Source organism: Paenarthrobacter sp. 22069 (assembly GCF_052046035.1).
In the GTDB taxonomy this organism is placed as follows: Bacteria; Actinomycetota; Actinomycetes; order Actinomycetales; family Micrococcaceae; genus Arthrobacter.
Genome location: NZ_JBQEQF010000036.1, coordinates 1 through 20,208, shown reverse-complemented (window position 1 = coordinate 20,208; position 20,208 = coordinate 1). Strand labels below are relative to the sequence as shown.

23 protein-coding genes are annotated in these 20,208 nt (G+C 66.7%); 15 read left to right on the top strand and 8 right to left on the bottom strand.

The features are described from left to right. Positions 1 to 8 precede the first annotated feature (8 nt). From cycA to ACTJK0_RS20240, 3 genes are all read left to right on the top strand, one after another. The gene (gene cycA, locus ACTJK0_RS20250) at positions 9 to 1,544 is read left to right on the top strand and encodes a D-serine/D-alanine/glycine transporter (protein ID WP_440746399.1); all 1,536 of its coding nucleotides are present in this window, start codon (positions 9 to 11) and stop codon (positions 1,542 to 1,544) included. Between the two features lie 172 nt (positions 1,545 to 1,716). After that, positions 1,717 to 2,517, top strand: coding sequence for a hypothetical protein (locus ACTJK0_RS20245; protein WP_110542568.1), 801 nt, complete (start codon positions 1,717 to 1,719; stop codon positions 2,515 to 2,517). After that, entirely contained in the window at positions 2,501 to 3,250 is a 750-nt protein-coding gene (locus ACTJK0_RS20240; protein WP_440746398.1) for a LamB/YcsF family protein, read from the top strand. The genes ACTJK0_RS20245 and ACTJK0_RS20240 overlap by 17 nt, the downstream gene beginning before the upstream one ends. Positions 3,251 to 3,291: 41 nt before the next feature. On the opposite strand, the gene ACTJK0_RS20235 is transcribed toward ACTJK0_RS20240, so the two are convergent. Next, on the bottom strand, positions 3,292 to 4,899 hold the full coding sequence (locus tag ACTJK0_RS20235; protein ID WP_440746397.1) for an HNH endonuclease: 1,608 nt from the start codon (positions 4,897 to 4,899) through the stop codon (positions 3,292 to 3,294). A 132-nt stretch (positions 4,900 to 5,031) separates the two neighbouring features. Next, the gene (locus ACTJK0_RS20230; protein ID WP_440746396.1) at positions 5,032 to 6,393 is read right to left on the bottom strand and encodes a DUF445 domain-containing protein; all 1,362 of its coding nucleotides are present in this window, start codon (positions 6,391 to 6,393) and stop codon (positions 5,032 to 5,034) included. Positions 6,394 to 6,442: 49 nt separating this feature from the next. Between ACTJK0_RS20230 and ACTJK0_RS20225 the strand changes: the two genes are divergently transcribed. From ACTJK0_RS20225 to ACTJK0_RS20195, 7 genes are all read left to right on the top strand, one after another. Beyond that, a complete protein-coding gene (locus tag ACTJK0_RS20225; RefSeq protein WP_440746395.1) occupies positions 6,443 to 7,342 on the top strand; it encodes a glycerophosphodiester phosphodiesterase in 900 nt (299 codons plus the stop codon). An 8-nt stretch (positions 7,343 to 7,350) separates the two neighbouring features. Continuing rightward, a complete protein-coding gene (locus tag ACTJK0_RS20220) occupies positions 7,351 to 8,730 on the top strand; it encodes a CoA transferase (protein ID WP_440746394.1) in 1,380 nt (459 codons plus the stop codon). Positions 8,731 to 8,833: 103 nt separating this feature from the next. Continuing rightward, positions 8,834 to 9,403 (top strand): DoxX family protein, encoded by a 570-nt coding sequence (locus tag ACTJK0_RS20215; RefSeq protein ID WP_440746393.1) that lies wholly within the window; start codon positions 8,834 to 8,836, stop codon positions 9,401 to 9,403. Beyond that, positions 9,400 to 10,185 (top strand): AzlC family ABC transporter permease, encoded by a 786-nt coding sequence (locus tag ACTJK0_RS20210; protein WP_440746392.1) that lies wholly within the window; start codon positions 9,400 to 9,402, stop codon positions 10,183 to 10,185. Before ACTJK0_RS20215 ends, ACTJK0_RS20210 begins: the two co-directional genes overlap by 4 nt. Next, on the top strand, positions 10,182 to 10,493 hold the full coding sequence (locus ACTJK0_RS20205; RefSeq protein ID WP_440746391.1) for an AzlD domain-containing protein: 312 nt from the start codon (positions 10,182 to 10,184) through the stop codon (positions 10,491 to 10,493). Before ACTJK0_RS20210 ends, ACTJK0_RS20205 begins: the two co-directional genes overlap by 4 nt. A 65-nt stretch (positions 10,494 to 10,558) precedes the next feature. After that, positions 10,559 to 10,867, top strand: a complete 309-nt coding sequence (locus ACTJK0_RS20200) for a hypothetical protein (RefSeq protein WP_440746390.1) — start codon at positions 10,559 to 10,561, stop codon at positions 10,865 to 10,867. Positions 10,868 to 10,949: 82 nt separating this feature from the next. Continuing rightward, the gene (locus ACTJK0_RS20195) at positions 10,950 to 11,372 is read left to right on the top strand and encodes a hypothetical protein (RefSeq protein WP_440746389.1); all 423 of its coding nucleotides are present in this window, start codon (positions 10,950 to 10,952) and stop codon (positions 11,370 to 11,372) included. 89 nt (positions 11,373 to 11,461) lie between these two features. Here the strand turns inward: ACTJK0_RS20195 and ACTJK0_RS20190 are convergent, their stop codons facing one another. After that, complete coding sequence (locus ACTJK0_RS20190; protein WP_110542522.1) at positions 11,462 to 11,686, bottom strand: hypothetical protein; 225 nt, start codon at positions 11,684 to 11,686, stop codon at positions 11,462 to 11,464. Positions 11,687 to 11,782: 96 nt separating this feature from the next. After that, positions 11,783 to 12,445, bottom strand: a complete 663-nt coding sequence (locus ACTJK0_RS20185) for a TetR/AcrR family transcriptional regulator (RefSeq protein WP_110542571.1) — start codon at positions 12,443 to 12,445, stop codon at positions 11,783 to 11,785. Between the two features lie 121 nt (positions 12,446 to 12,566). On the opposite strand from ACTJK0_RS20185, the gene ACTJK0_RS20180 reads away from it, so the two are divergent. The 5 genes from ACTJK0_RS20180 (at position 12,567) to ACTJK0_RS20160 (ending at position 16,982) form a co-directional block, all read left to right on the top strand. After that, positions 12,567 to 12,890, top strand: coding sequence for a thiamine-binding protein (locus tag ACTJK0_RS20180; protein ID WP_440746388.1), 324 nt, complete (start codon positions 12,567 to 12,569; stop codon positions 12,888 to 12,890). A gap of 60 nt (positions 12,891 to 12,950) precedes the next feature. Next, positions 12,951 to 13,640: an O-methyltransferase gene (locus tag ACTJK0_RS20175; protein ID WP_110542524.1), complete on the top strand. Its 690-nt coding sequence runs from the start codon at positions 12,951 to 12,953 to the stop codon at positions 13,638 to 13,640. Positions 13,641 to 13,756: 116 nt separating this feature from the next. Then, positions 13,757 to 14,785, top strand: a complete 1,029-nt coding sequence (locus ACTJK0_RS20170; RefSeq protein WP_440746404.1) for a hypothetical protein — start codon at positions 13,757 to 13,759, stop codon at positions 14,783 to 14,785. Further along, entirely contained in the window at positions 14,779 to 16,158 is a 1,380-nt protein-coding gene (locus tag ACTJK0_RS20165) for a PIG-L family deacetylase (protein ID WP_440746387.1), read from the top strand. The genes ACTJK0_RS20170 and ACTJK0_RS20165 overlap by 7 nt, the downstream gene beginning before the upstream one ends. A gap of 5 nt (positions 16,159 to 16,163) precedes the next feature. Then, positions 16,164 to 16,982, top strand: coding sequence for a glycosyltransferase (locus tag ACTJK0_RS20160; protein ID WP_440746386.1), 819 nt, complete (start codon positions 16,164 to 16,166; stop codon positions 16,980 to 16,982). 181 nt (positions 16,983 to 17,163) lie between these two features. On the opposite strand, the gene ACTJK0_RS20155 is transcribed toward ACTJK0_RS20160, so the two are convergent. From ACTJK0_RS20155 to ACTJK0_RS20140, 4 genes are all read right to left on the bottom strand, one after another. Beyond that, entirely contained in the window at positions 17,164 to 17,421 is a 258-nt protein-coding gene (locus ACTJK0_RS20155; protein WP_110542527.1) for a hypothetical protein, read from the bottom strand. 350 nt (positions 17,422 to 17,771) lie between these two features. After that, positions 17,772 to 18,995, bottom strand: a complete 1,224-nt coding sequence (locus ACTJK0_RS20150) for a YihY/virulence factor BrkB family protein (protein WP_440746385.1) — start codon at positions 18,993 to 18,995, stop codon at positions 17,772 to 17,774. Positions 18,996 to 19,103: 108 nt separating this feature from the next. Continuing rightward, positions 19,104 to 19,766 carry a DUF3618 domain-containing protein gene (locus ACTJK0_RS20145; RefSeq protein WP_440744619.1) on the bottom strand — a complete coding sequence of 221 codons (663 nt, stop codon included), beginning with the start codon at positions 19,764 to 19,766 and terminating at the stop codon, positions 19,104 to 19,106. Then, positions 19,763 to 20,194, bottom strand: coding sequence for a phage holin family protein (locus ACTJK0_RS20140; RefSeq protein ID WP_440744743.1), 432 nt, complete (start codon positions 20,192 to 20,194; stop codon positions 19,763 to 19,765). The genes ACTJK0_RS20145 and ACTJK0_RS20140 overlap by 4 nt, the downstream gene beginning before the upstream one ends. Positions 20,195 to 20,208 lie beyond the last annotated feature (14 nt).

The following is a 20,208-nucleotide window of genomic DNA, read 5'->3' as shown; positions in this document are numbered from 1 at the left end:
AGTTCCTCATGGCGATTCATCCCCCCACGTCCAACAGCGAACCCGCCCGCAACGGTGCGGGCGCGGCAGTCCGCAGCGAGCCCCCGCACCTGGAGCGGCAGCTCACCAACCGGCATATCCAGCTCATCGCCATCGGCGGGGCGATTGGTACCGGCCTCTTCATGGGCTCCGGCAAGACCATCTCCGCCGCCGGCCCCTCCGTGATCTTCGTATACATGATCATCGGCTTCATGCTCTTCTTCGTTATGCGGGCCATGGGCGAACTGCTGCTGAGCAACCTGAACTACAAGTCCTTCAGCGACTTCGCCGCCGACCTCCTGGGCCCGTGGGCGGGTTTCTTCACCGGCTGGACCTACTGGTTCTGCTGGGTCATCACCGGAATCGCGGACGTGATTGCAATCGCCGGCTACTCCCGGGAACTCTGGCCCGCCCTGCCGCTTTGGATTCCGGGCCTGGCCACCGTGGCCATCCTGCTGCTGCTGAACCTCGCCACCGTCAAAGCCTTCGGCGAGACCGAGTTCTGGTTCGCCCTGATCAAGATCGTCGCCATTGCCGCGCTGATCGTCGTGGGGCTCTTCATGATCTTCACCGGTTTCCAGAGCGACGCCGGAACGGCCAGCTTCACTAACCTGTGGAGCCATGGCGGGTTCTTCCCCAACGAATTCATGGGCTTCGTGGCCGGATTCCAGATCGCAGTGTTCGCCTTCGTAGGCATTGAACTGGTGGGCACCACCGCCGCCGAGGCCAAGAACCCCGAGCGCACGCTGCCCAGGGCCATCAACGCCATCCCCGTCCGCGTCCTGCTCTTCTACGTCGGCGCACTGATCATCCTGATGGCCGTCACCCCCTGGACGCAGTTCGCCGCAGGCCACAGCCCGTTCATCGGGATGTTCTCCCTGGCCGGACTCGGCGCCGCCGCCACCGTGGTCAACCTGGTGGTCCTGACCTCGGCCATGTCCTCAGCCAACTCCGGCATCTACTCCACCTCGCGCATGGTCTTCGGCCTTGCCCAGGAGGGTGACGCCCCGGGTATCTTCAGCCGCCTTTCCACGAGGAAGGTGCCCAGCAACGCACTGTTCCTCTCCTGCGTCCTGCTGCTCTCCGGCGTCGTCCTCATGTACGCAGGCCAGGACGTTGGCAAGGCGTTTGAAATGGTGACCACGGTGTCAGCCGTCTGCTTCGTCTTCGTCTGGTCGATCATCCTTGCCAGCTACATCTCCTTCCGCCGGCGCCGGCCGCACCTGCACGATGCGTCGAAGTTCAAGATGCCCGGCGGCATCCCCGCAGTATGGGTGGTCTACGCGTTCTTCGCCTTCGTCCTCTGGGCCCTGACCACCCAGCCGGACACGCTCATTGCCCTGCTGGTGACGCCTATCTGGTTCGTCGTCCTGGGTGTGGCGTGGGCCATCCTGCGCCGGCGCCCCGCACATCTGGCCCGCTTCGAGGTCTTCCGGGCTGAGCTTCGTGCTGACGAGGCTGCCGCCGGGCGCAGCGTTGGCCAAGCCCCGGGCGTGGCAGAGGAGGTCCAGCAGGCCAGGAAGTAACACCCGACGGCGGGTTGCGGCGCAGGCGTCCGGGTCCGGTTACCGTTCCTGCCGCCGCAGCCCGCCAGTCGCATCGTGCAGACCTAAAGTTCAGCATGCTTAGTGTTTATCCACATAGGATGGAAAAGCACGGCAGCCCAACCGCTGCAGGTCGATTTGAATGAAGGTGACCATGGCCCGGCGCAGCAACCCCGCAGTTCGCATCGCACAGGAAACCGCCCACAATGCAATGTTCGACGCCGAAGGCAAGCCCAAGCCCGGCGTCCACAACACGCTGCTGAGGGCAGTGCAGATCCAGCGGCCCCTGGTGGTTGCCTACATCCGCAGGCTCCAGAAGAGGCATCCCCGGGCCACCGCCGCCCAGTTGGCGGATATCGCAGAGCGTGACTACCTCCGGGCGGTGGCCGGCGGAGGCGCCCTGGTGGGTGCCACAGCCGTCGTTCCCGGAGTTGGAACGGTCGCCTCGCTGGGACTGTCCGCGGCCGCGACCGTCGGCTTCCTGGAAGCGACGGCACTCTACGCAACGTCATTGGCGGAACTCCACGGCATCCGCCTGACCAACCCGGAAAAGGCCGGGACCATGGTCATGGCCATCATGCTTGGCGAGGAGGGCACCGCCCTGCTGGGCACGCTCAGCGGCCAGTCATCGGGCGGTGCAACCACCACCTGGAGCAACGCGCTCTCCAAGTCGATGGTGGTGCCGGGGTTCGGCAGTGTCCGCAAGCGGATCCAGCAGGCCTTCCTCAGGAACCTGCTCAAGCGCCAGGGAACTGCGCTGTTCGGCAGGGCCCTCCCGTTCGGGATAGGTGCCGTTGTGGGCGGAGCCGGTAACCTCGTGATGGGCCGTGCGGTGGCCAAGAACGCCCGGGAGGCGTTCGGGCCAATGCCGGACACCATACCCGGGGAGCTGACTGCCGCCGCCGGCCCGGACAACCTGACGCTGGAAGGCAACACACTTGGATCTCAACGCTGACGTAGGGCAATCGTTCGGCTCCTGGACCGCCGGCGGCGACCCGGCAATGTTCCAGCTGGCAACCAGCGCCAACGTTGCTTGCGGCCTACATGCGGGAGATCCGGTCACCATGCTGGACAGCTGCAGGGCTGCTTACGAACTCGACGTCACCGTTGGCGCACACCTTGGCTACCGCGACCTGGCCGGCTACGGCCGCCGCAGGCTGGGGATGAGCTTCGACGAACTGTTCGGCGATGTGCTGTACCAACTGGGGGCGCTCGACGGCGTGGCCCACGCGGTGGGTGCCTCGGTGGACTTCGTGAAGCCGCACGGAGCGCTGTACGACACGGTGATCCACGATGCCGACCAGGCCTCCGCGGTGGTGGCGGCTATGAACGCCTATGATCCTGGACTTCCTGTCCTGGGCTTTCCCGGATCCGAGCTGTTGAAGCAGGCCAAGGAGGCCGGGCACCCGGTGTTCACCGAGGCTTTTGCGGACCGCGCGTACCTCGCAGACGGCAGCCTGCTCCCGCTTTCCGACGAACGCGCCGTGCTGCAGGACATTGACGCGGTCGTTGAACGGGCCGTCCGCCTGGCCACCCAGGGCGATGTCGTTGCTGTCGACGGGAGCGTAGTCAGTATTCGTCCCGATTCCCTGCGCCTCCTTAGCGGGACGCCGGCAGCTGTTGAGATGGCAGCGCGCGTGCGGGCCGGACTTGAGGCCGCCGGTGTGCAACTGGAGTCCTTCGCATAGGTCAATGCCGTTGGTGCTGCGGCGACCTCGGAAGGCTGGCCTCACGGTGCCAAGGCGAATGGCTCGGCGGCGAAGAACTCGGCCCAGAGGGGATCGTCGGCTGATAGATCGTTGATGTCCACGTATCTGTCATTGTCTGGTTCCCAGAGTGGGAGGACTTCGGGGCCGGCGTCTTCGCCATGGAAGCAGGCGGGCAGCGCAGCACTACTTACCGGGAGGATGCCTGGTGGCCAGTGGGTTGGTTCGGGGGTGGGGTGTTCGGGTTTGTGGTGCCGGCCGGTGGGTGAAGTCCAGCCGGGTGGCTCATTCGGGGTAGCGGCATCCGGGGTCCAGTGGCTGTTGTGTTTGAGCCGGTGATGTTTGGGGCAGAGCTGGGCCAGGTTGCTGATCCCGGTGCTTCCGCCGTGGTGCCAGGCGGTCCCATGATCGATGTCGTTGTCGGGGGTGTGGTTGCTGCAGCCGGGGAAGGTGCATTTCCGGTCGCGCATCCTGATCCATTGTTTTATGGTCTCTGGGAGCCGGTAGCGGGTGCGGCCGATCTCCAGGGGTGCACCGTCGCGGGGGTCGACCAGGACCCGGTAAAACGAATCCGCCCCGTCCGCAACCAGTTTCCGGGCCAAAGACGCCGGGATGGGACCGTAGCCGTCCAGTTCCGCTGGTTCATCCGTGAGGCCGAGCAGAGCGAACACCGGCACGGTCACCAACAGGTCGGCTCTGGGGATTGGGACTTTCCCGACTGCGGTGTCGCTTTCGCCTGCCGCTCCTGGTTCCCCGCTGCTGCCGGCACGGACGTCGTCCGCGTTGGTGGGATGCAGACTGGCTCCAAGCAGCAGGGATGCTGCGATGTCGGGGCGGAGTTGGGTGAGGGTGCGTGGCTCGTCGGGGCTTTGGAGTCCGCGTGCGGTGGCAGTGGTGCGGTTCCAGATCGCCGATGCGGTGTGTCCGGGCAGGTACAGCGTGAGCCAGGCCATGCCGTCCCGGTCGGGGGTGTATTCCATCCGCCTGTCAGCGACCCCTTTGGCATGGCGTTTTTCGATCGATTCCGGGTGGTGGCGTTCGCGCCAGGCACGGACCTTGGCCCTGAACCGGGACGGGACGAGGTCGCCAGGAGGTGCGCCGCGGGCCGGGCTGGGTGCGTCGGGGTCGAAGAAGCGCGCCACCAAACCCGCGGCGCCGGCAGGGGTGAGGCCCTCGGTTTCGTCCGCCACGATCTTCGCGTGCTGCCAGGACATTACGCCTGCGCCCAAGGCGTTCATGACGAGCGGCAGGGAACAGATCCTGCGGGACTGCTCCACCAACGCCCCTGCGGCCGCGGAACTGATGGTCAGGACCCCGGCGATCTCCTCCACAACGGACATCTGCGCGTAGGTGCGGTCCTGGATTGAGGCGTCCGGCGGGGTCATGGCCTGCTGCAGTCCAACGGCCTCGGCAGCGTCCTGTGCTTTCACCACGGAAAGTAGCGCTTCCAGCCGCTTCGCCACCTCCAGCCGTTCCAGCCGCAGTTCATACCGCCGCTGCAACACATCCACACCGGCACCAACAGCAGCGCCGGAAGCGAGGAAAGCGTCCTCTCTCTCCAGAGCATCAAGGGCAGCCACAGAGGCGCGGACGCCCTCCAACACCGCCCCAACACCGCTGCCCGTTCCCATACCCACATCATCCAGCCAGGGTCTGACATTTAGACCTGCCGCTGAACCTGTCGCCCCGGCCCCCGGTGGGTCGCTGTTCAGGCGCGGTGTCGCGCGGACCCAAGCCGCCGCCGTCGTAAACCGGAACTCAACTTAGCCGAAGAGCAGCTGCGCCACCGTGAAGATCGCCAGCCCGGCCAGGGAGCCCACCACGGTACCGTTGATGCGGATGAACTGCAGGTCTTTGCCCACCTGCAGTTCGATCTTCTGCGACGTTTCCTCGGCATCCCAGCGGGCCACGGTATCGGTGATCACTCCGGCGATGTCCGAACGGTAGGTCCGGACCAGATACCCGGCGGCGTCACCAATCCAGGCGTTGACCTTCCCGGCAAGTTCGGGATCGTCCACCAGCCGGGAGCCGAAATCGCGCACCGCTGCCTTGAACTTGATGGTCAGATCGCTGTCGGGATCGTCTACGGCGTTCAGCAGGGCGTTCTTGACGGTGCCCCAGGTGCGGGACGCCAGTTCGCGAACCTCGGGATCGCCCAGCACCTGGGCCTTGATGTCCTCGGCGCGCGCGATCATCGCGGGATCATGCTGAAGGTCCTGCGCAAGGTCGTTGAGGTATTTGTCGATTGATTGCCGGACCTGGTGGCGGGGGTCGGCCTGGACAGCCCGGACAAACTTCAGGATTTCGAGGTAGACCTTGTCGCTCACCAGTCCGTCCACAAACTGCGGCACCCAGGTGGGGGAGCGGTCGGCAACCAGGCGGGTGACGGTTTCGTGGTTGTCGTCCACCCAGTCCGCGGCGCGGTCCACCAGCAGGTCCACCAGCGTGTGATGGTGCCCGTCATGGAAGATCCGCTCGGCGAGCCTGCCCACCGGCGGTCCCCAGGGCGGCGTGAGCAGGTGCTTTCGGACCATGCCTTCGATGACGGCCTGGACGTCGTCGTCATTCAATACCTTGAAGGCACCGCGGATGACGGCGGCACCTTCCTTTGCCACCCTGTCGGCGCCGCCCGGCGCGGCCAGCCATTGGCCTGCGCGGCGGGCGATGTTGACGCTCGCCAGCTTGTCCTGCACCACCTGTTCGGAAAGGAAGTTGGTCTCCACGAATTCGCCCAGGGAGGCGCCGATCTGGTCCTTGCGCCGCGGAATGATGGCCGTGTGCGGGATCTTGATGCCCATGGGGTACTTGAACAGGGCCGTCACGGCGAACCAGTCGGCAAGCGCACCCACCATGCCGCCTTCGGCGGCGGCCCGCACGTACTGCAGCCACGGATAGTCCTTTTGCAGGGCGAATGCGAAGACAAAAATCACGGCCATCGCGATCAACAGGCTCAGCGCCAGCAGTTTCATTTTCCGCAGCGCTGCCGCCTTTTCGGCGTCACCGGAACCGGGCTGTTGGCGTACGACGGCGCCTTCCGTCCGTGTGCCCGGATCCACCTTTTGCGCGGCGCCGGCGGGTGCTTCCTGCGTGGTTGGCCCAGTAGTTGCCTCAGAGTTCACCTGCATGTGCCAAGCCTAGCCCCGAAGGCGGGGGCCGGTCGGCTACCGTGTGTCCATGACAACTGACGAGTCAGTGCCGCAGCGGCCGCTGGTCTTTGCCCACCGCGGCTCAAGCGGCGCCTATGCCGAACACACCCGCGCCGCCTACCTGCAGGCCCTGGCTGATGGTGCCGACGGCGTGGAATGCGACGTCCACCTGACCCGGGACCAGCACCTGGTCCTCCTCCACGACGCAAACCTGGACCGTACCTCGGATGGGACGGGACCGGTGGCGGAGCGGACGCTGCATGAGCTGCGCCAGCTGGACTTTTCGTCCTGGAAGGGCGTCCGGATCCCCGAAAGCTACGGAGCGCGGTCGGAACAGCTCCTTACCCTCCCGGAACTGCTGGACATCCTCCGCGGGGCCGGCCGGCCCGTGAAACTTGCCATCGAGCTCAAGCATCCCAGCCCGTACCAGCTGAAACTCGAGGACCGGGTGCTGGAGGTGCTCCGCAGCGAGGGCTGGGACCCGCAAAGCTCAACGGTGGACAACGTGGCGGTGAGCTTCATGAGCTTCAGCCCGGATTCGGTCCGCCACCTGCTCGGTACGGTCCCGCCCCAGTACATCTGCCAGTTGGTGGACGACCTCACCATCCACGAGATCCGCGGCGGACTGGGTCTGGGACCGATTACCGGCAGCGCCGTAGCCAACCTGATGAAAGCCACGCAGCTGGAAGGTGAACGGATCCTGGACGACCGGGAAGTGGGCATGGCCGGCCCCGGGATCGACTACGTCAGGGAGCGGCCGGCCACCGTCCGCCGCTGGCTGGAGTCTGGCCGCCGATTCAGGGTGTGGACCGTGGACGCGCCGGAGGACGTGGCCCTCTGCCAGGAGCTGGGGATCCACGAGATCACCACCAACGTGCCGGCCCGTGTGCTGGACCAGCTCCGCCTGGCCTCGCCGCAGGCAAAGTAGCGGCGGGCATGGAGGCCACCAGCCGGAGGCCCGGCCACTACTCGCCGCGCCGGTGGTGGGCCGGCCCGCTCGACGTCGAAGGCCTGGCCCTGTACTCCGTGGCTGCGCTGGCCGGCGCCCTGAACCGGTACACGGCGGTGCCTGGCCGGTTCAGCACCACCCCCGCCCTTGCTGGTGCAGCCTTTGATTCGTTCGGGCACCTGCGGATTTCCGGGCGCCGGCCGCAGGGTTTCGCGCCCCTCTCCGGCTTCCGGCGAACCCGCGACGGGTGGATCCGGCTCCACGCCAACTATCCGCACCATGAGCAGCGGCTCTTGCGGGCCCTGGGAGCCTCCTCGGCAGCAGGCGCGGAGGAGGCGCTGCGGTGCATGACCGCCCTGGACGCCGAAGCCACCATCCACAGCCAGGGTGGGATTGCCGCCGCCGTCCGGACACGAAGTGACTGGCTGGCCTCCGCCATGGGCCGGGCAGCCGGATCGGGCCCCTGGATCTCGCTGGAGTCTGCCGACGGAGCAACATCAGGCCTGGGGCTGCAGGAGCTTGCAGCTGAAGGAACTGCCGCTCCGGGCACCCGTGCCGGCGGGGGAACAGGGGATGGCCTGGGAACCGGGAATGGCCTGCCCCTCGACGGGCTGCGGGTCCTGGACCTGACCAGGGTGATCGCAGGACCCGTCGCCACCCGGCTGTTGGGCGCGCTGGGGGCCGACGTCCTGCGGATCGATCCTCCGCAATACCCCGAGATCGAAGACCAGTTCGTGGACACCGCATTCGGCAAGCGGAGTGTGGAGGCCGACCTCACCATCCCGGAGAACCAGGAACGGCTGAAACAACTCCTGGCCGCCGCGGACGTCGTGGTCATCGGCTACCGGCACGACGCGCTGGACCGGTTCGGGCTCAACCCGCGGGAACTGCTGGCGGCACGCCCGGGGCTGGTGGTGGTCACGCTCAACAGCTGGGGGAGCGCGGGGCCGTGGGGCCATCTAAGGGGTTTCGACAGCATCGTCCAGGCGGCCTGCGGAATCGCCCACCTCTACGGCAAGAAGAATGACGACGGCGGGTGGCACCCGGGTGCCCTTCCGGTCCAGGCGCTGGACCACGCCACCGGCTACGGCGTGGCCGCGGCTGCTGTCCGGCTCTTGGAGCTGCGGCGGCAGACAGGCACGGGCGGTGCGGGGCACCTCGCGCTTGCCCGGACCGCAGAAGAACTGTTTTCCCTGCCGCCAAACATGGAGAGCGCGGCAGAACTGCCACTGCCCGCCTATCCGTCAGTGTCCAGCAGCTACGGGGAGCTGCGTTATGTCGGGCCGCCCTTGATGGATGCGGGCGGGCCGCTGGATTATCCGTTCCCGCCACCGCCGTACGGAAGCTCGCAGCCCGCCTGGCTGTGACCGGCACCCGCAACAGCACTCCAGCCTGGGCAGGTTCCTTGCTGCCGCCCCTGGTTCCGACCACCGGTTCGGGACTCGGCTTTGGCTGTGGTTGAGTTGTTCCATGTCTTTTCCCTGGCCCGGCCCTGCTCCCGAGGGCCTGTCCATACACCGACTGTCCATTCACAGCCTGCCGCTTCAAGGCCTGTCCGCTGCGGCAATGGCGGCGCTCCTGCTGGCAAGTGCCGGCAAGCATTTCCGGGACCCCGGTTTCTACGGCGATGTCGTCCCGGGGTACCTGTGCCGCCGGGATCCTGAATCCGGCCAGGGCAACACGCGGCATGAAAGCAGCCAGCAGGACGACATCCGCCAGGACACCCCGGCCCAGCACCCCCTGGCCGTCCTGTCCCGTGATGAGTGGATCGCCGTAAGCGGCCTCCTGGAACTGGCCGCCGCCGTCGGAATCCTCCTCCCGCCTACCCGTAAACTGACCGCCACGGCCCTCACCGCCATGTTCACCGCGTTCCTTGCAGGACATGTCGACGCCCTTGTCAGGGCGTACGGTCCAGAGGGAACAGCCCTCCGACGGAAGATCCACACTGCCAGGCTCCCTCTCCAGGCCCCGCTGATCCTCTGGGCCTGGAACCTGCGCAAGCCGGCCCGGCCGGGACCTGGATCCGGAATCCGGGCATGAAGCTGTTGGCTTCGCCGGCCGTCCGGGTAGGCATTTCCATCAGCATCGCCACCGGCCTCTATGGTGTCTCCTTCGGAGCGCTCGCGGTGACCTCCGGGCTCAACTTCTGGCAGACCATGGCCCTGAGCCTGCTCCTGTTCAGCGGTGGTTCGCAGTTCGCGTTCATCGGCGTCGTGGCAGGTGGCGGTTCGGGCATCGCGGCGATGAGCGCCGCAACCCTGCTGGGCATGCGCAACGGCATCTACGGCATGCAGCTGAACGCACTGCTGCGGCCCACCGGCTGGCGGAAGTACGTCGGTGCGCAGCTGACCATCGACGAATCCACGGCCACCAGCACTGGCCAGACGGACCCCGATGAGCAGCGGCGCGGCTTCTGGACGGCCGGAGCAGGCGTCTACGTGCTGTGGAACCTGTTCACCGCGGTCGGCGCCCTCGCCGGAAGCGGGCTGGGCGACCCGAAGCAATGGGGGCTTGACGGGGCCGCCGTCGCCGCGTTCCTGGCTCTGCTCTGGCCCCGGCTCAAAGGCCGGGAACCAATTGCCATCGCCGTGGTGTGCGCCGTGGCCACGGTGGCCGCCGTTCCCTTCGTGCCCGCCGGCATACCCATCCTGGTGGCCGCACTGGTGGCCGCGCTCATGGGCTGGTTCAGTCATGGACGCCGCGACGAAGGACTCGAGCCGGACATCGAGCCGTATGGTGCTCACCAGTGCCAGGACGCCACCGAAGCGCGCCGGCCAGGAAGGCAGCGCACGGAAGGCCCGGATCCGGGGGAGGGCGTATGAGCCTGTGGATCTGGCTGCTGATCGCGTGCGCGCTTGCCTACGGGTGGAAGCTGGTGGGCTACTTCGTTCCCGCACGCTTCCTGGAGGACCCACGCACATCGCGCATCGCGGGCACCATGACAATAGGCCTGCTTGCTTCGCTGACAGTGGTGAATGCCGTGGTCTCGGGCCATGGGCTGGCCGCTGACGCCAGGCTTGGGGCGCTTGCTGCTGCCGCCATCGCGCTGATCCTGCGGGCTCCTTTCCTTGTGGTGGTCATTGCCGGTGCCGGCACGTCAGCGCTGCTGAGGATGCTGGGCTGGAACTGACGGTGCAGGACTTTACCCGATTGTAGTGACTGGCGTCACATGGTTGGGCGGGTCCCGGCGGTACTATGAAAAAGGCTTATGCAGTTGGCCGTGGCATTCGCATTGAAACGGCAACCATGGAAAATCAGCTGCATCCCGCGGGGGGCTTGACGGGGAGCCCACGGCACAAGAACGGGCGACGCCGCGCCGGCCTGCCAGCCAAACGCTTCTTCAAGCGTTTTTCAGGTCTCTCGGACGTACCCGAAGAGGATCTGGAGCTGCTCTCGACGAGGCTCCAGCAGGCACTCGACCTCGACCCGTCGTCGTCCGTTCCAGCCCTGCAGGCAATGGTGCGCCGGGAAATGCGTAAGCGGGGAGAAGCGGGCGACGCCTGACTGCCCGCCATTCCGGTCCCCGGATGTGGTGCACTGGAACAGAGGCCGCCACACGAGAGGCGGCCAGCAAGGAGGAATCGAGATGGACGAACAGTCACGGCCTGCCGCCCCGCACAGCGCCCGCGGCGACGGGGATTCAGGGGCGGGCGCTGCCCGTGAACAGGGTTCCGCGGTGCCTCCGGCAGAGCAGACAGGGAAGTTGCGCCCTGCTTACCTGGATCCGTCCGGCTCTGAGGCGACCAGGGAACTCCGGGACACGGCGCGGCGTCGCCGGGAGGCCGAGGAGAAACTCCAACAGCACCTGATGGAGGCGAAGGACCACGTCCCCAACGAGTTCCACGAGCATGGCGGTCATGGGCCTTCCGGGCACGGGCATTCTGTGCAGGGGGACCCCGAACATGGACATTCAGGGCAGGAGAAATCCCGGGCGGGTCTTGATGAATCGCGCCATCCTGGGGACGGCGAGCCTGAAGCCAACGGCCCTGATGGAGAACGGCGGGCCTGAAGAAGTAGGGCGGGCCTCAATAAGAACGGGGTGGGCCTGACGCGGGACAGGATGCTTACTGCCGGGAGTCAGGCCCAATGTTGTAGGGGTTACGCCACGCCGTGCGCGCTGCCGCCCGGGGAAAGGGCCCTGCGGCACGTTTCTTCCACGCCCATTTCGTACCAGACCTGCGCGCCGAATTCAGGTTCGGGAGTGTCGAGGTTCTGGAAGAGGGCGTCAAGCAGTTCGACGAGTTCCGCGGGGCTTAGCGTCGGCAGGATTTCTTCCGGGCCGCGGGGATCGTTCAAGTAGTGGAGAAGCTTTGAATGTGTCATCGCCGTGCAGCCGTTGAACGGGGGAATGGCACCAATGGATTCATGGGTCGCTCCAGCTGGAAGTACTGAGGCTGGCTGCCTAACCCCGCTCTGAGTTTATTGCACGTGGTGTGTGCCGACAATGGTGCCGCCCGGAAGACCTGCCGCGGCGGGGGCAGGGACGGGGACAAGCGCAGGAAGCGGGCGCGACGGGCGGACCGTCCGGATGGCGTCCTCCACCAGCGCCAGCGGCCGACGCCAGGCATCCGAGCCCGGTTCCATGGTGTCCACCACGCCGATCAGCATCGCGAGCAGACGGAACATGTCCGTCATGGTGATGTCGGTGCGCAGGCTTCCCTGGCCCTGCCCCCGCGCCAGCAGGATACTGATCGACTCCATCAGCGAGCCGGTGATTCCGGTGAGCAGCTCACGCCGTCCGGCCACGGCGCACAGAAGGTTGGCGTCGTCGCTTGCGGCTGCCATCAGGGTCTCGAGGACACGGAGCAGTCCGGCAGCGGCATCGATGTCGGCCAGGGCGCCGTCCATGACCGGGTCCACGGTGAGCCGGAGTTGCCGGTTGAGCGCTGCCAGGACCAGTTCTTCCTTGTCCGCGAAGTTGCGGAAGAGCGTCGCGGGGCCCACGCCGGCCGTGGTGGCGATGGTCTGGAGGGGTACTTCCGGGCCGAACTCGCGGAAACACTGGCGCGCCGCCGTGATGATTTTGTCCACGTTCCGCGCTGCGTCTGCGCGGAGGGGTTTTCGGGCGACTGCGAGGCTCATGCCCAAAAGGGTAGCAATGGAGCCTTCCGCCGCCATGGTTACTCCGTGGTAGGGGCTTATGTGACGGCTGACAGTCGTTTCCGGCCCCCGGCCGCAGGGAACAGCGTGGGAGACTTGGGGAATGTTGCTTGCATTTTCTGTTGCTCCGTCAGGTGTCCCCAGCGAAGGCTCCAGGCCCAACGATGCCTCAGTGCACGACGCCGTTGCCGCCGCCGTGAAAGTCGTCCGGGAGTCGGGGCTGCCCAACCAGACGGATTCCATGTTCACCACTATTGAAGGCGAATGGGACGAAGTGTTCGACGTCGTAAAGCGCGCCACCGAGGCCGTGGGACGCTACGGCAGCCGGGTTTCGCTGGTGATCAAGGCCGACATCAGGCCAGGCTACAGCGGTGAACTGACGGCCAAGTTGGACCGGCTGGAAAACGCCCTGGCACAGGAGCCCTAAGCCTGCCGGGAGGGGCGCAAATGTCTGGACCGCCGGTTGGTTGCGTGCCAAACTGTGCCCATGTTCGAGCACAAGCCGCGTCCGGAATGGATTGCCGCGGAGGAGTTCTTGTCCCGGACCGTGGTGCACCCGGATGCGGCGGTCCAGCAGGCCATCCACAGCGCAGCGGAAGCGGGAATGCCCGCTATCGAGGTGGCGCCTAATGCGGGGAAACTCCTGAAGCTTCTGGTTCAGCTGACCGGAGCCCGCCGCGTCCTGGAGATCGGGACGCTGGCGGGCTACAGCACCATTTGGATGGGCCGCGGGCTTCCGCATAACGGCACGCTGGTCACCTGCGAATACCTGCCGCAGCATGCCGAGGTGGCCTGGGCGAACATTGACGCCGCCGGCCTGGGCGAGAGGGTGGAGATCCGGCTGGGCCCGGCGCTGGACACCCTGGCTGCCCTTGAGGAGGAGGAGCGGGAGCCCTTCGACTTCATCTTCATCGACGCCGACAAGCAAAACAACAGCCGCTACCTTGACTGGGCCGTGAAGCTGGGCAGGCCGGGTGCCACCGTGGTGCTGGACAACACCATCTGGGAAGGTGCCGTCCTGGACCCGGATATGGACCCCGTCAACGCCCAGGGGATCATCGATGCGCTCAAGCTTATGGGCGAACACCCGCGCCTGGACGCCACCGTCATCCAGACCGTCGGTTCCAAAGGCTGGGACGGTTTTGCCCTGGCCCGCATCCTTCCCGATAAACACTAAGTAAGCTGTGTAGATGCGTCCGGTGTCCGGCCGGGCATTGTGGATGGAGGACTTTCTTGCCAGCGGCCCCTGCCCCCGCACTCCTCGACTCCACATCCACAGCACTCTCGCCGTGGATGCCCTTCCTCGAATCCGTGGCCGCTGCAGCCGGTGACGTTCCTGCCCTGCTGGCCCTGGCCCCTGAGGCCGGACGGACCTGGCCACATCCCGGTGACGGGCAAACCGTGGTCCTGTGGGAGCTCCTGGCGTCAGTCGCCGCCATCGACGTGGCCGCCGCCCGCGTGCTGGAGCCGCACCTCGACGCCGTTGCCATCCTCGCCCAGGCAGCCCGGGAATTCCCTGCCGATACGACCTTGCCGTTTGATGCCGCGAACACCTCATGGGGCGTGTTCGCGGCTGAGGCACCGGGCGCCAGGCTGGAAGCCCGGTCTGCCGGGGCCGGCACCCTCCTCAGCGGGTCCAAACCCTGGTGCTCCCTGGCTGCCCAGCTTGACTGCGCTGTCATCACCGCCCACACGGACGACGGCGGCAGGGCAGCTTTCGCTGTTGATCTGCGTCATCCCGGGGTGGCGTGTGAGGAGCCGGCATGGATCGCGCGGGGGCTGCGGGAAATACCCAGTGGAACTGTCCACTTCGACCAGGTGCCGGCGACGCTGCTGGGCGGCACTGGCTGGTACCACGGCCGGCCAGGCTTCGCGTGGGGCGGCATGGGCGTTGCTGCGTGCTGGCTGGGCGGAGCAGTGGGCGTCGCGAGGGATTTCCGGACCGGTCTGCTGGCAGGTGCCGGCGCCGGGCGGGAGCCCGACCAGGTGGCACTCGCTGCACTTGGCGAGGCGGACCGCACGCTCACCGCTTCCCTGCAGTACCTCGCGCGCACCGCGGGACGCATCGACGACGGTTCCCTCGGCAGCGGGGCAGGCCAAAGTACCTGGAGCGAGGCCCAGCGCATACGCGGGACCGTTGCTGCCGCCGTCGAACGTGTCCTGCACCTGGTGGGCTCCAACCGGGGCCCGGGCCCGCTCGCCTTCGACGAGCCCTACGCCAAGAGGATGGCCGACCTGGCGCTGTATGTCCGGCAGCATCACGGCGCACGCGACGACGCCCAACTGGGCCGGCTCACCCTGAAGGGGGACTGCCCATGGTGACGTTCTCGCACACAGACCAGGGCACCGGCGCGCCAGCCTGGGACGCTGCCGGTCTCGGAGCAGCGCCGGAGTTGCCACTTGACGCCGCCGAACTCGCGGGAATGCGCTTCGTGGTCCTGGCCGCGCATCCCGACGACGAAACACTTGGCGCCGGCGGCCTTATGGCGTCGCTGGCGGCGCTCGGAGCCCAGGTGGAAGTAGTGCTCTGCACCGCGGGGGAGGGGTCCCATCCCGACTCGCCGACCACCACCCCGGACCAACTCGCACAGGCCCGGCTGACAGAGTTTGCCGAGGCCCTGACGGCGCTGGGCCTGAAGGACTGCTGGACGTTCCTCGGCCTGCCGGACCGCGGACTCCAAGCCCACACGGAAGCCATTGCCACGGCCGTCCGGGAATCGGTCCAGAGGCTCCCCGGTGCGCCGGACCGGCTCGCCATCGTGGCGCCGTACCGGTCCGACGGGCACGGTGACCACGATGCCCTGGGTGCCGTGGGCGCAGAGGTTGCCCGGCAGGATGGCCACGCACTGCTGGAGTACCCCATCTGGTTCTGGCACTGGGCGGTGCCGCACGGCGGGGACTGGCGCCAGTGGGTGCGGTTCCATCTGGATGAACCGGCCCGAACGGCCAAGAAGCTGGCCATGGCAGAGCATGCCACCCAGGTGCAGCCATTGTCGCCCCTGCCCGGGGACGAGACGCTGCTGGATGGCAAATTCCTGGAACACTTCTCGCGCGGCTATGAGGTCTTCGCCTGGACACCCGCGCAGGATGCCTCCCGCCGCCCCCACTCCAGCCACGACGCCGAGGCCGTCTTCGACGCCGTCCACAACGGCGCCGCGGACCCTTGGAACTACGCCGGGAGCTGGTATGAGCGGCGCAAACGGGCGCTCACCCTTGCCGCCCTGCCGGCTGAATCCTACGGACGCGGCCTGGAAGTGGGGTGCTCCATCGGGGCCCTCACCGCAGCGCTGGCCGACCGATGCCGTGACCTGCTCGCGGTGGATGCCAGCGGAGCTGCCGTGCGGCGCGCCCGCCACCTGCTGGCAGGCCGCCCCGGCGTCCAGGTGGAGCAAAGGGTCCTTCCCGGTTCCTGGCCTGACGGTTCTTTTGACCTGGTGGTGGTTTCCGAGGTTGGTTACTACCTGTCCCCGGACGAGCTGGCCCAGCTGTGGGATCGCATCGAAGCGTCCGTGCACCCCGGAGGAGCCCTGCTCCTGTGCCATTGGCGGCACCCCATAGCGGGCTGGGAACTCGACGGCGACACCGTCCACGCGCTGGCCCGGCAGCGGCTGGGCTGGCGCAGCGCAGGCCTTTACCAGGAACGTGACTTCGTGGTGGAGGGCCTTGCCGCCCCTGACCGCTGGGACAGGGCCTGACGCTGATGGCTCCCGGGCAAATCGGCGCAGGACAGGGCGCAGCGCGGCCGGTGGGCGCAGGCCGCGGAGTGAACACAGGGCCGGACGCCATCAGGCGGGTGGCGGTGGTCATTCCCGTGCACAATGAGGAACAGCACCTGGAGCGCGCCCTCACGGCTGTCCGCGCCGCGGAGGCCCGGGTCGTGGCGGAACTTCCGGGCGTGGCTGTGCAGGTGGTCCTCGTCCTGGACAGCTGCACCGACCGGTCCCTCCAGATGGCCGAGCCATTTTCCGGGGAGGACGATCGCTGGGCGATCCTGCCGGTCAGTTACCGGAGCGTGGGCAACAGCAGGCGGGCCGGGGTCGATACAGCCCTGGCGGGTGCCGGCAGGACTGCGCCTGCGGGAGGAACGGCGGCGGATGAGGCAATGCGGGATGTCTGGCTGGCCAACACGGACGCCGATTCATGCGTCCCGGAACACTGGCTGGTGCGGCAGCTGGAGCTGGCCGCCGCCGGAGCCGACGTGGTCCTCGGCACGGTGCAGCCCGACCCCTCCGGCACCCACTACGAGTTGCTGGCCCGCTGGCACGCCAGGCATGTGTTCAGTGAGCACCACCCTCATGTGTACGGAGCCAACCTCGGGCTCCGGGCGTCGTCCTACCTTGATGTGGGCGGATTTCCCGCCGTTGATTTCGATGAGGACCGCACGCTGGTGGATCGGCTGCGCAGCAGCGGCGCCGCCATTGTCAGCACGGACAGCACGCGGGTGCTCACCTCGGGAAGGACTGCAGGACGGGCGCCGCGTGGTTTCGCCGCCTACCTGCTGGCCCTGGCGCAGTCGTAGCAGTCCCGGACAATCCGGCTGGCGGGAATGGAAAGCGGAAGGGCTGCTGCCTGGACGGCAACAGCCCTTCGCTTCAGGGACTTGGTCCCCGGTTTTGTGGTTCCTGTTTGTGGTTCTTGGCGGCCGGTTTCGCCAGGGCCCTTCTCAGTAGTCCTGGTTCATCAGGCTGGCCTGCCGGTCCTTACACCAGGTCCGGAGCGCTGGCGACGATGTAGTCGGCAGCGGCTGGTCCGGTCATGGAGAGATTGTTGCTGTCCGGGTTGATCCCCGCCTCCAGCAATGCCTCCCACAGGGCGGCCGGGGGCTGGAGTTCAGCCTTGCGCAGAAGGCACCAACTCGTATAGAGGCCATACAGTTCGTCCCGTCCAAGGCCCAGGCCGGGCTCCCTGTCAGCGACAACTGCTTCGGCAAGAAACTGTTCAAAATGGGTAGCAGGCATGTCCGCTCATAAGGGTCGACCGTGATGCCGCCGTCTGCTTCAGCGGACCTGCCGGTATCCAGGGGATCCCGGCGAGGTACTCACGAAAGTATTGCAGTTCACTGCTTTTTGTCCAGTTATGGGGCTTACCAAGGATGATCCGGACCAGAAGGATGAGGGGGGCCGACGGCGACTGGGGGGACTGGCCTCGGTCTCAGAAGAGGCCATCTCACCGCCGACCCCGCATAGCCCCGGACATCGCACAGCCCGGGAAACCTCAACAGGACCTTCACAATGAATTTTCCTCCATTGTGAAGGTCCTGCCTAGTCCCCCTGCTGGGGTGTCTCCTACTGTGATGGGCGACGCCTTGCTAAGCGCCGGCGCCCGGCCGCCGCCCGTCGTCGGACCCGTCATGGGCGGCCCGGTGCTGGACTTTCTCGCGGACCCGGTCGCGGTGCCGCTCACCCGGGGCGGGGTCCTGCCCGTCGCCCGGCTGCCCGTCCTGGTCGTCATCGGACCCGGACTGGCCGTCCGCTGCGGCGTACTTCTCCCGGAGTTCACGGCCGTGTTTGATGTCTTCTTCCATCTGCTGCTGAAGCTTTTCGCTCTTCTTGGTGTCGCGCGGCGGCAGCTGGATGGTTTCCTCCGCCTTGATCCCGGCCTGCAGTTCACGCCCCCGCTCCACCTCGGCGTCGAACTCGGCGCCAAAAAGCAACGACATGTTCAGGATCCAGAGCCACAGCAGCATGATGATCACACTGCCCAGGGCCCCGTAGGTCTTGTTGTAGTTCCCGAAGTTCCCCACGTAGAAGCCGAAGGCGAGCGAAGCGATGAGAAAGACGAACAGGGCGATGGCCGAGCCCATGCTCATCCACCGAAATTTGGGCTGTTTGACGTTGGGCGTTGCGTAGTAGAGGACCGCGATGATGGCAATGATCAGGAGCACCATGACCGGCCATTTGGCAATGTTCCACACCAGGAGGATGGGGCCGCTGAGACCGATCAAACCGCCCACCGCCTCGGAAACCGGCCCGCTGAGGACCAGCATGCCGGCCAGCAGTGCCACGATGACGACGGCCAGCAGGGTGACGGCGAGCATGGTGCTGCGGAGTTTCACGAAGGCCCTGCCTTCATCCACTTCGTAGATCCGGTTCATGGCCCTGCCGAAAGCCCCCACGTAGCCTGACGCGGACCACAGGGCGGTCAGCAGGCCGATCACCAGGGTGAAGCCGGCGGCGGGAGCGCTGGTCAGTTCCGAGACAGGACCGCTGATGGTGTTCACCGTCTCGGCCGGAGCAAAGCCGCGCACAATCTCCAGCAGGGCATTAGTGGTTTTCTGCGGGTCGCCAAAAAGGCCAAGGAGGGAGACAAGCGCCAGCAGGGCTGGAAACAGGGAGAGGACCGCGTAGTAGGTCAGGGCCGCGGCGAGGTCCGGGCACTGGTCCTTGCTGAACTCCCGGAGCGTCTTCCTGGTGATGTACTTCCAGGAAGGCTTGTCCAGGTCCCGGGGGCTGCCGGGCTTCCTTGCATCATCTGGAGCCGGCGCCTGGCCCGCCTTGGCGGTGCTGGTTTCGGAATCGTCGTGAGTGGCCATGGGGTGTCCTCTCAATCAAGGGGGGAAGCGGGACAGGCCGGCTCCGCGGTTGGCGGTGCCGGCCTGCCTGGTTGGAGTTATCGCCTTGGGGTGCCGTTGGGGCTGGGCCTAGGTGTTTTGGATGTGGTCTTTGGCGTCGGTGGCGTGGTCTTTGACGTCGGCGGCTGCGTATTGGCCTTCGGTTTTGACGTTTTGGGCGGCGTCGGTGGCGGTGGCCTTGACGTTTTCCATGGCTTCCTGGGCTGGTTCCTTGAGGTCCTGGGCGACGGTTTTGGCGGCGTCGGTGACCTGGGCGGCCAGGGGTTGGGCTGCGGTTTTGAGTTGGTCCGCGGCTTCGCGTTCTTTTTGGCTTGCCGGGATCAGGGATGAGATCAGCATGCCGGCGCCGAAGGCGATTAGTCCGGCGGCCAGGGGGTTGCCTGCGGTTTTGGCTTTGACCTGGTCCGGGGCGTTGGAGACGGCGGTGCCGGCGTCGGAGAGTTTGGCGGCGACGTTGTCTTTGGCGTCGTGCAGGGTGTCTCCGGTGGAGTGCATGGTGTTGGTGGTGTGGCCGGTTCCGGTGTGCAGGGTGTCCTGGGTCCGGGTGGTGGCGTGGTCTGCTGCTCCCATGATTTTCTCCTTGACCCCGGTCACGGCGTCCCGGACCTTGTCGGTTTGGCGGTGGACGATGTTGGACGGGGTGACTTTGTCGGCCACGGCGTCGACGTTGGTGCCCAGGCGTGCCCGGGTGGCTTCTATGTCTGCGCGGATGACGTCGGGGTTTTCGCTCATCGGTTTACCTCGCCTGGTTTGAGGGTTGGGGGTATTTCTGAGAGGGTTTCGCCGGTTTGGGGCATGCCCTTGATTTGTTTGAGTTCCTTGCGGCCGATCGAGGCCAGGACCGCGGCGATGATGGCCCAGATGACGGCGACGATCAGGGCGGACCAGCCCAGGGGCATGATGGCGCCCAGGGCCCACATCAGGGCCAGGGAGAGGAAGAGCAGGACGAAGTGTCCGCCGACGCCGGCGCCGGCGAGCATGCCGGCGCCTTTCCCGGCGCGGGTGGCGGATTGTTTGGCTTCGGCTTTGGCCAGTTCCACTTCCTGGCGCATCAGGGTGGACAGGTCCCGGGTGACGTCCCCGAGCAGTTCACCCAGGGACGCGTTGTCCGCTTTCACGTGCGCCGCGCTGGGCGGCGGCTCCGGAATCTGGCTACTCATCACAGACCACCCGT

Coding starts and splice junctions, on each gene's coding strand:
- ACTJK0_RS20160 (WP_440746386.1), top strand. CDS start 16,164: ATGGCTCCCGGGCAAATCGGCGCAGGACAGGGCGCAGCGCGGCCGGTG.
- ACTJK0_RS20180 (WP_440746388.1), top strand. CDS start 12,567: ATGTTGCTTGCATTTTCTGTTGCTCCGTCAGGTGTCCCCAGCGAAGGC.
- ACTJK0_RS20155 (WP_110542527.1), bottom strand. CDS start 17,421: ATGCCTGCTACCCATTTTGAACAGTTTCTTGCCGAAGCAGTTGTCGCT.
- cycA (WP_440746399.1), top strand. CDS start 9: ATGGCGATTCATCCCCCCACGTCCAACAGCGAACCCGCCCGCAACGGT.
- ACTJK0_RS20175 (WP_110542524.1), top strand. CDS start 12,951: ATGTTCGAGCACAAGCCGCGTCCGGAATGGATTGCCGCGGAGGAGTTC.
- ACTJK0_RS20210 (WP_440746392.1), top strand. CDS start 9,400: ATGAAGCTGTTGGCTTCGCCGGCCGTCCGGGTAGGCATTTCCATCAGC.
- ACTJK0_RS20185 (WP_110542571.1), bottom strand. CDS start 12,445: ATGAGCCTCGCAGTCGCCCGAAAACCCCTCCGCGCAGACGCAGCGCGG.
- ACTJK0_RS20200 (WP_440746390.1), top strand. CDS start 10,559: ATGAAAAAGGCTTATGCAGTTGGCCGTGGCATTCGCATTGAAACGGCA.
- ACTJK0_RS20140 (WP_440744743.1), bottom strand. CDS start 20,194: ATGAGTAGCCAGATTCCGGAGCCGCCGCCCAGCGCGGCGCACGTGAAA.
- ACTJK0_RS20165 (WP_440746387.1), top strand. CDS start 14,779: ATGGTGACGTTCTCGCACACAGACCAGGGCACCGGCGCGCCAGCCTGG.
- ACTJK0_RS20145 (WP_440744619.1), bottom strand. CDS start 19,766: ATGAGCGAAAACCCCGACGTCATCCGCGCAGACATAGAAGCCACCCGG.
- ACTJK0_RS20170 (WP_440746404.1), top strand. CDS start 13,757: ATGCCCTTCCTCGAATCCGTGGCCGCTGCAGCCGGTGACGTTCCTGCC.
- ACTJK0_RS20215 (WP_440746393.1), top strand. CDS start 8,834: ATGTCTTTTCCCTGGCCCGGCCCTGCTCCCGAGGGCCTGTCCATACAC.
- ACTJK0_RS20220 (WP_440746394.1), top strand. CDS start 7,351: ATGGAGGCCACCAGCCGGAGGCCCGGCCACTACTCGCCGCGCCGGTGG.
- ACTJK0_RS20245 (WP_110542568.1), top strand. CDS start 1,717: ATGGCCCGGCGCAGCAACCCCGCAGTTCGCATCGCACAGGAAACCGCC.
- ACTJK0_RS20225 (WP_440746395.1), top strand. CDS start 6,443: ATGACAACTGACGAGTCAGTGCCGCAGCGGCCGCTGGTCTTTGCCCAC.
- ACTJK0_RS20230 (WP_440746396.1), bottom strand. CDS start 6,393: ATGCAGGTGAACTCTGAGGCAACTACTGGGCCAACCACGCAGGAAGCA.
- ACTJK0_RS20150 (WP_440746385.1), bottom strand. CDS start 18,995: ATGGCCACTCACGACGATTCCGAAACCAGCACCGCCAAGGCGGGCCAG.
- ACTJK0_RS20190 (WP_110542522.1), bottom strand. CDS start 11,686: ATGACACATTCAAAGCTTCTCCACTACTTGAACGATCCCCGCGGCCCG.
- ACTJK0_RS20195 (WP_440746389.1), top strand. CDS start 10,950: ATGGACGAACAGTCACGGCCTGCCGCCCCGCACAGCGCCCGCGGCGAC.
- ACTJK0_RS20205 (WP_440746391.1), top strand. CDS start 10,182: ATGAGCCTGTGGATCTGGCTGCTGATCGCGTGCGCGCTTGCCTACGGG.
- ACTJK0_RS20235 (WP_440746397.1), bottom strand. CDS start 4,899: ATGGGAACGGGCAGCGGTGTTGGGGCGGTGTTGGAGGGCGTCCGCGCC.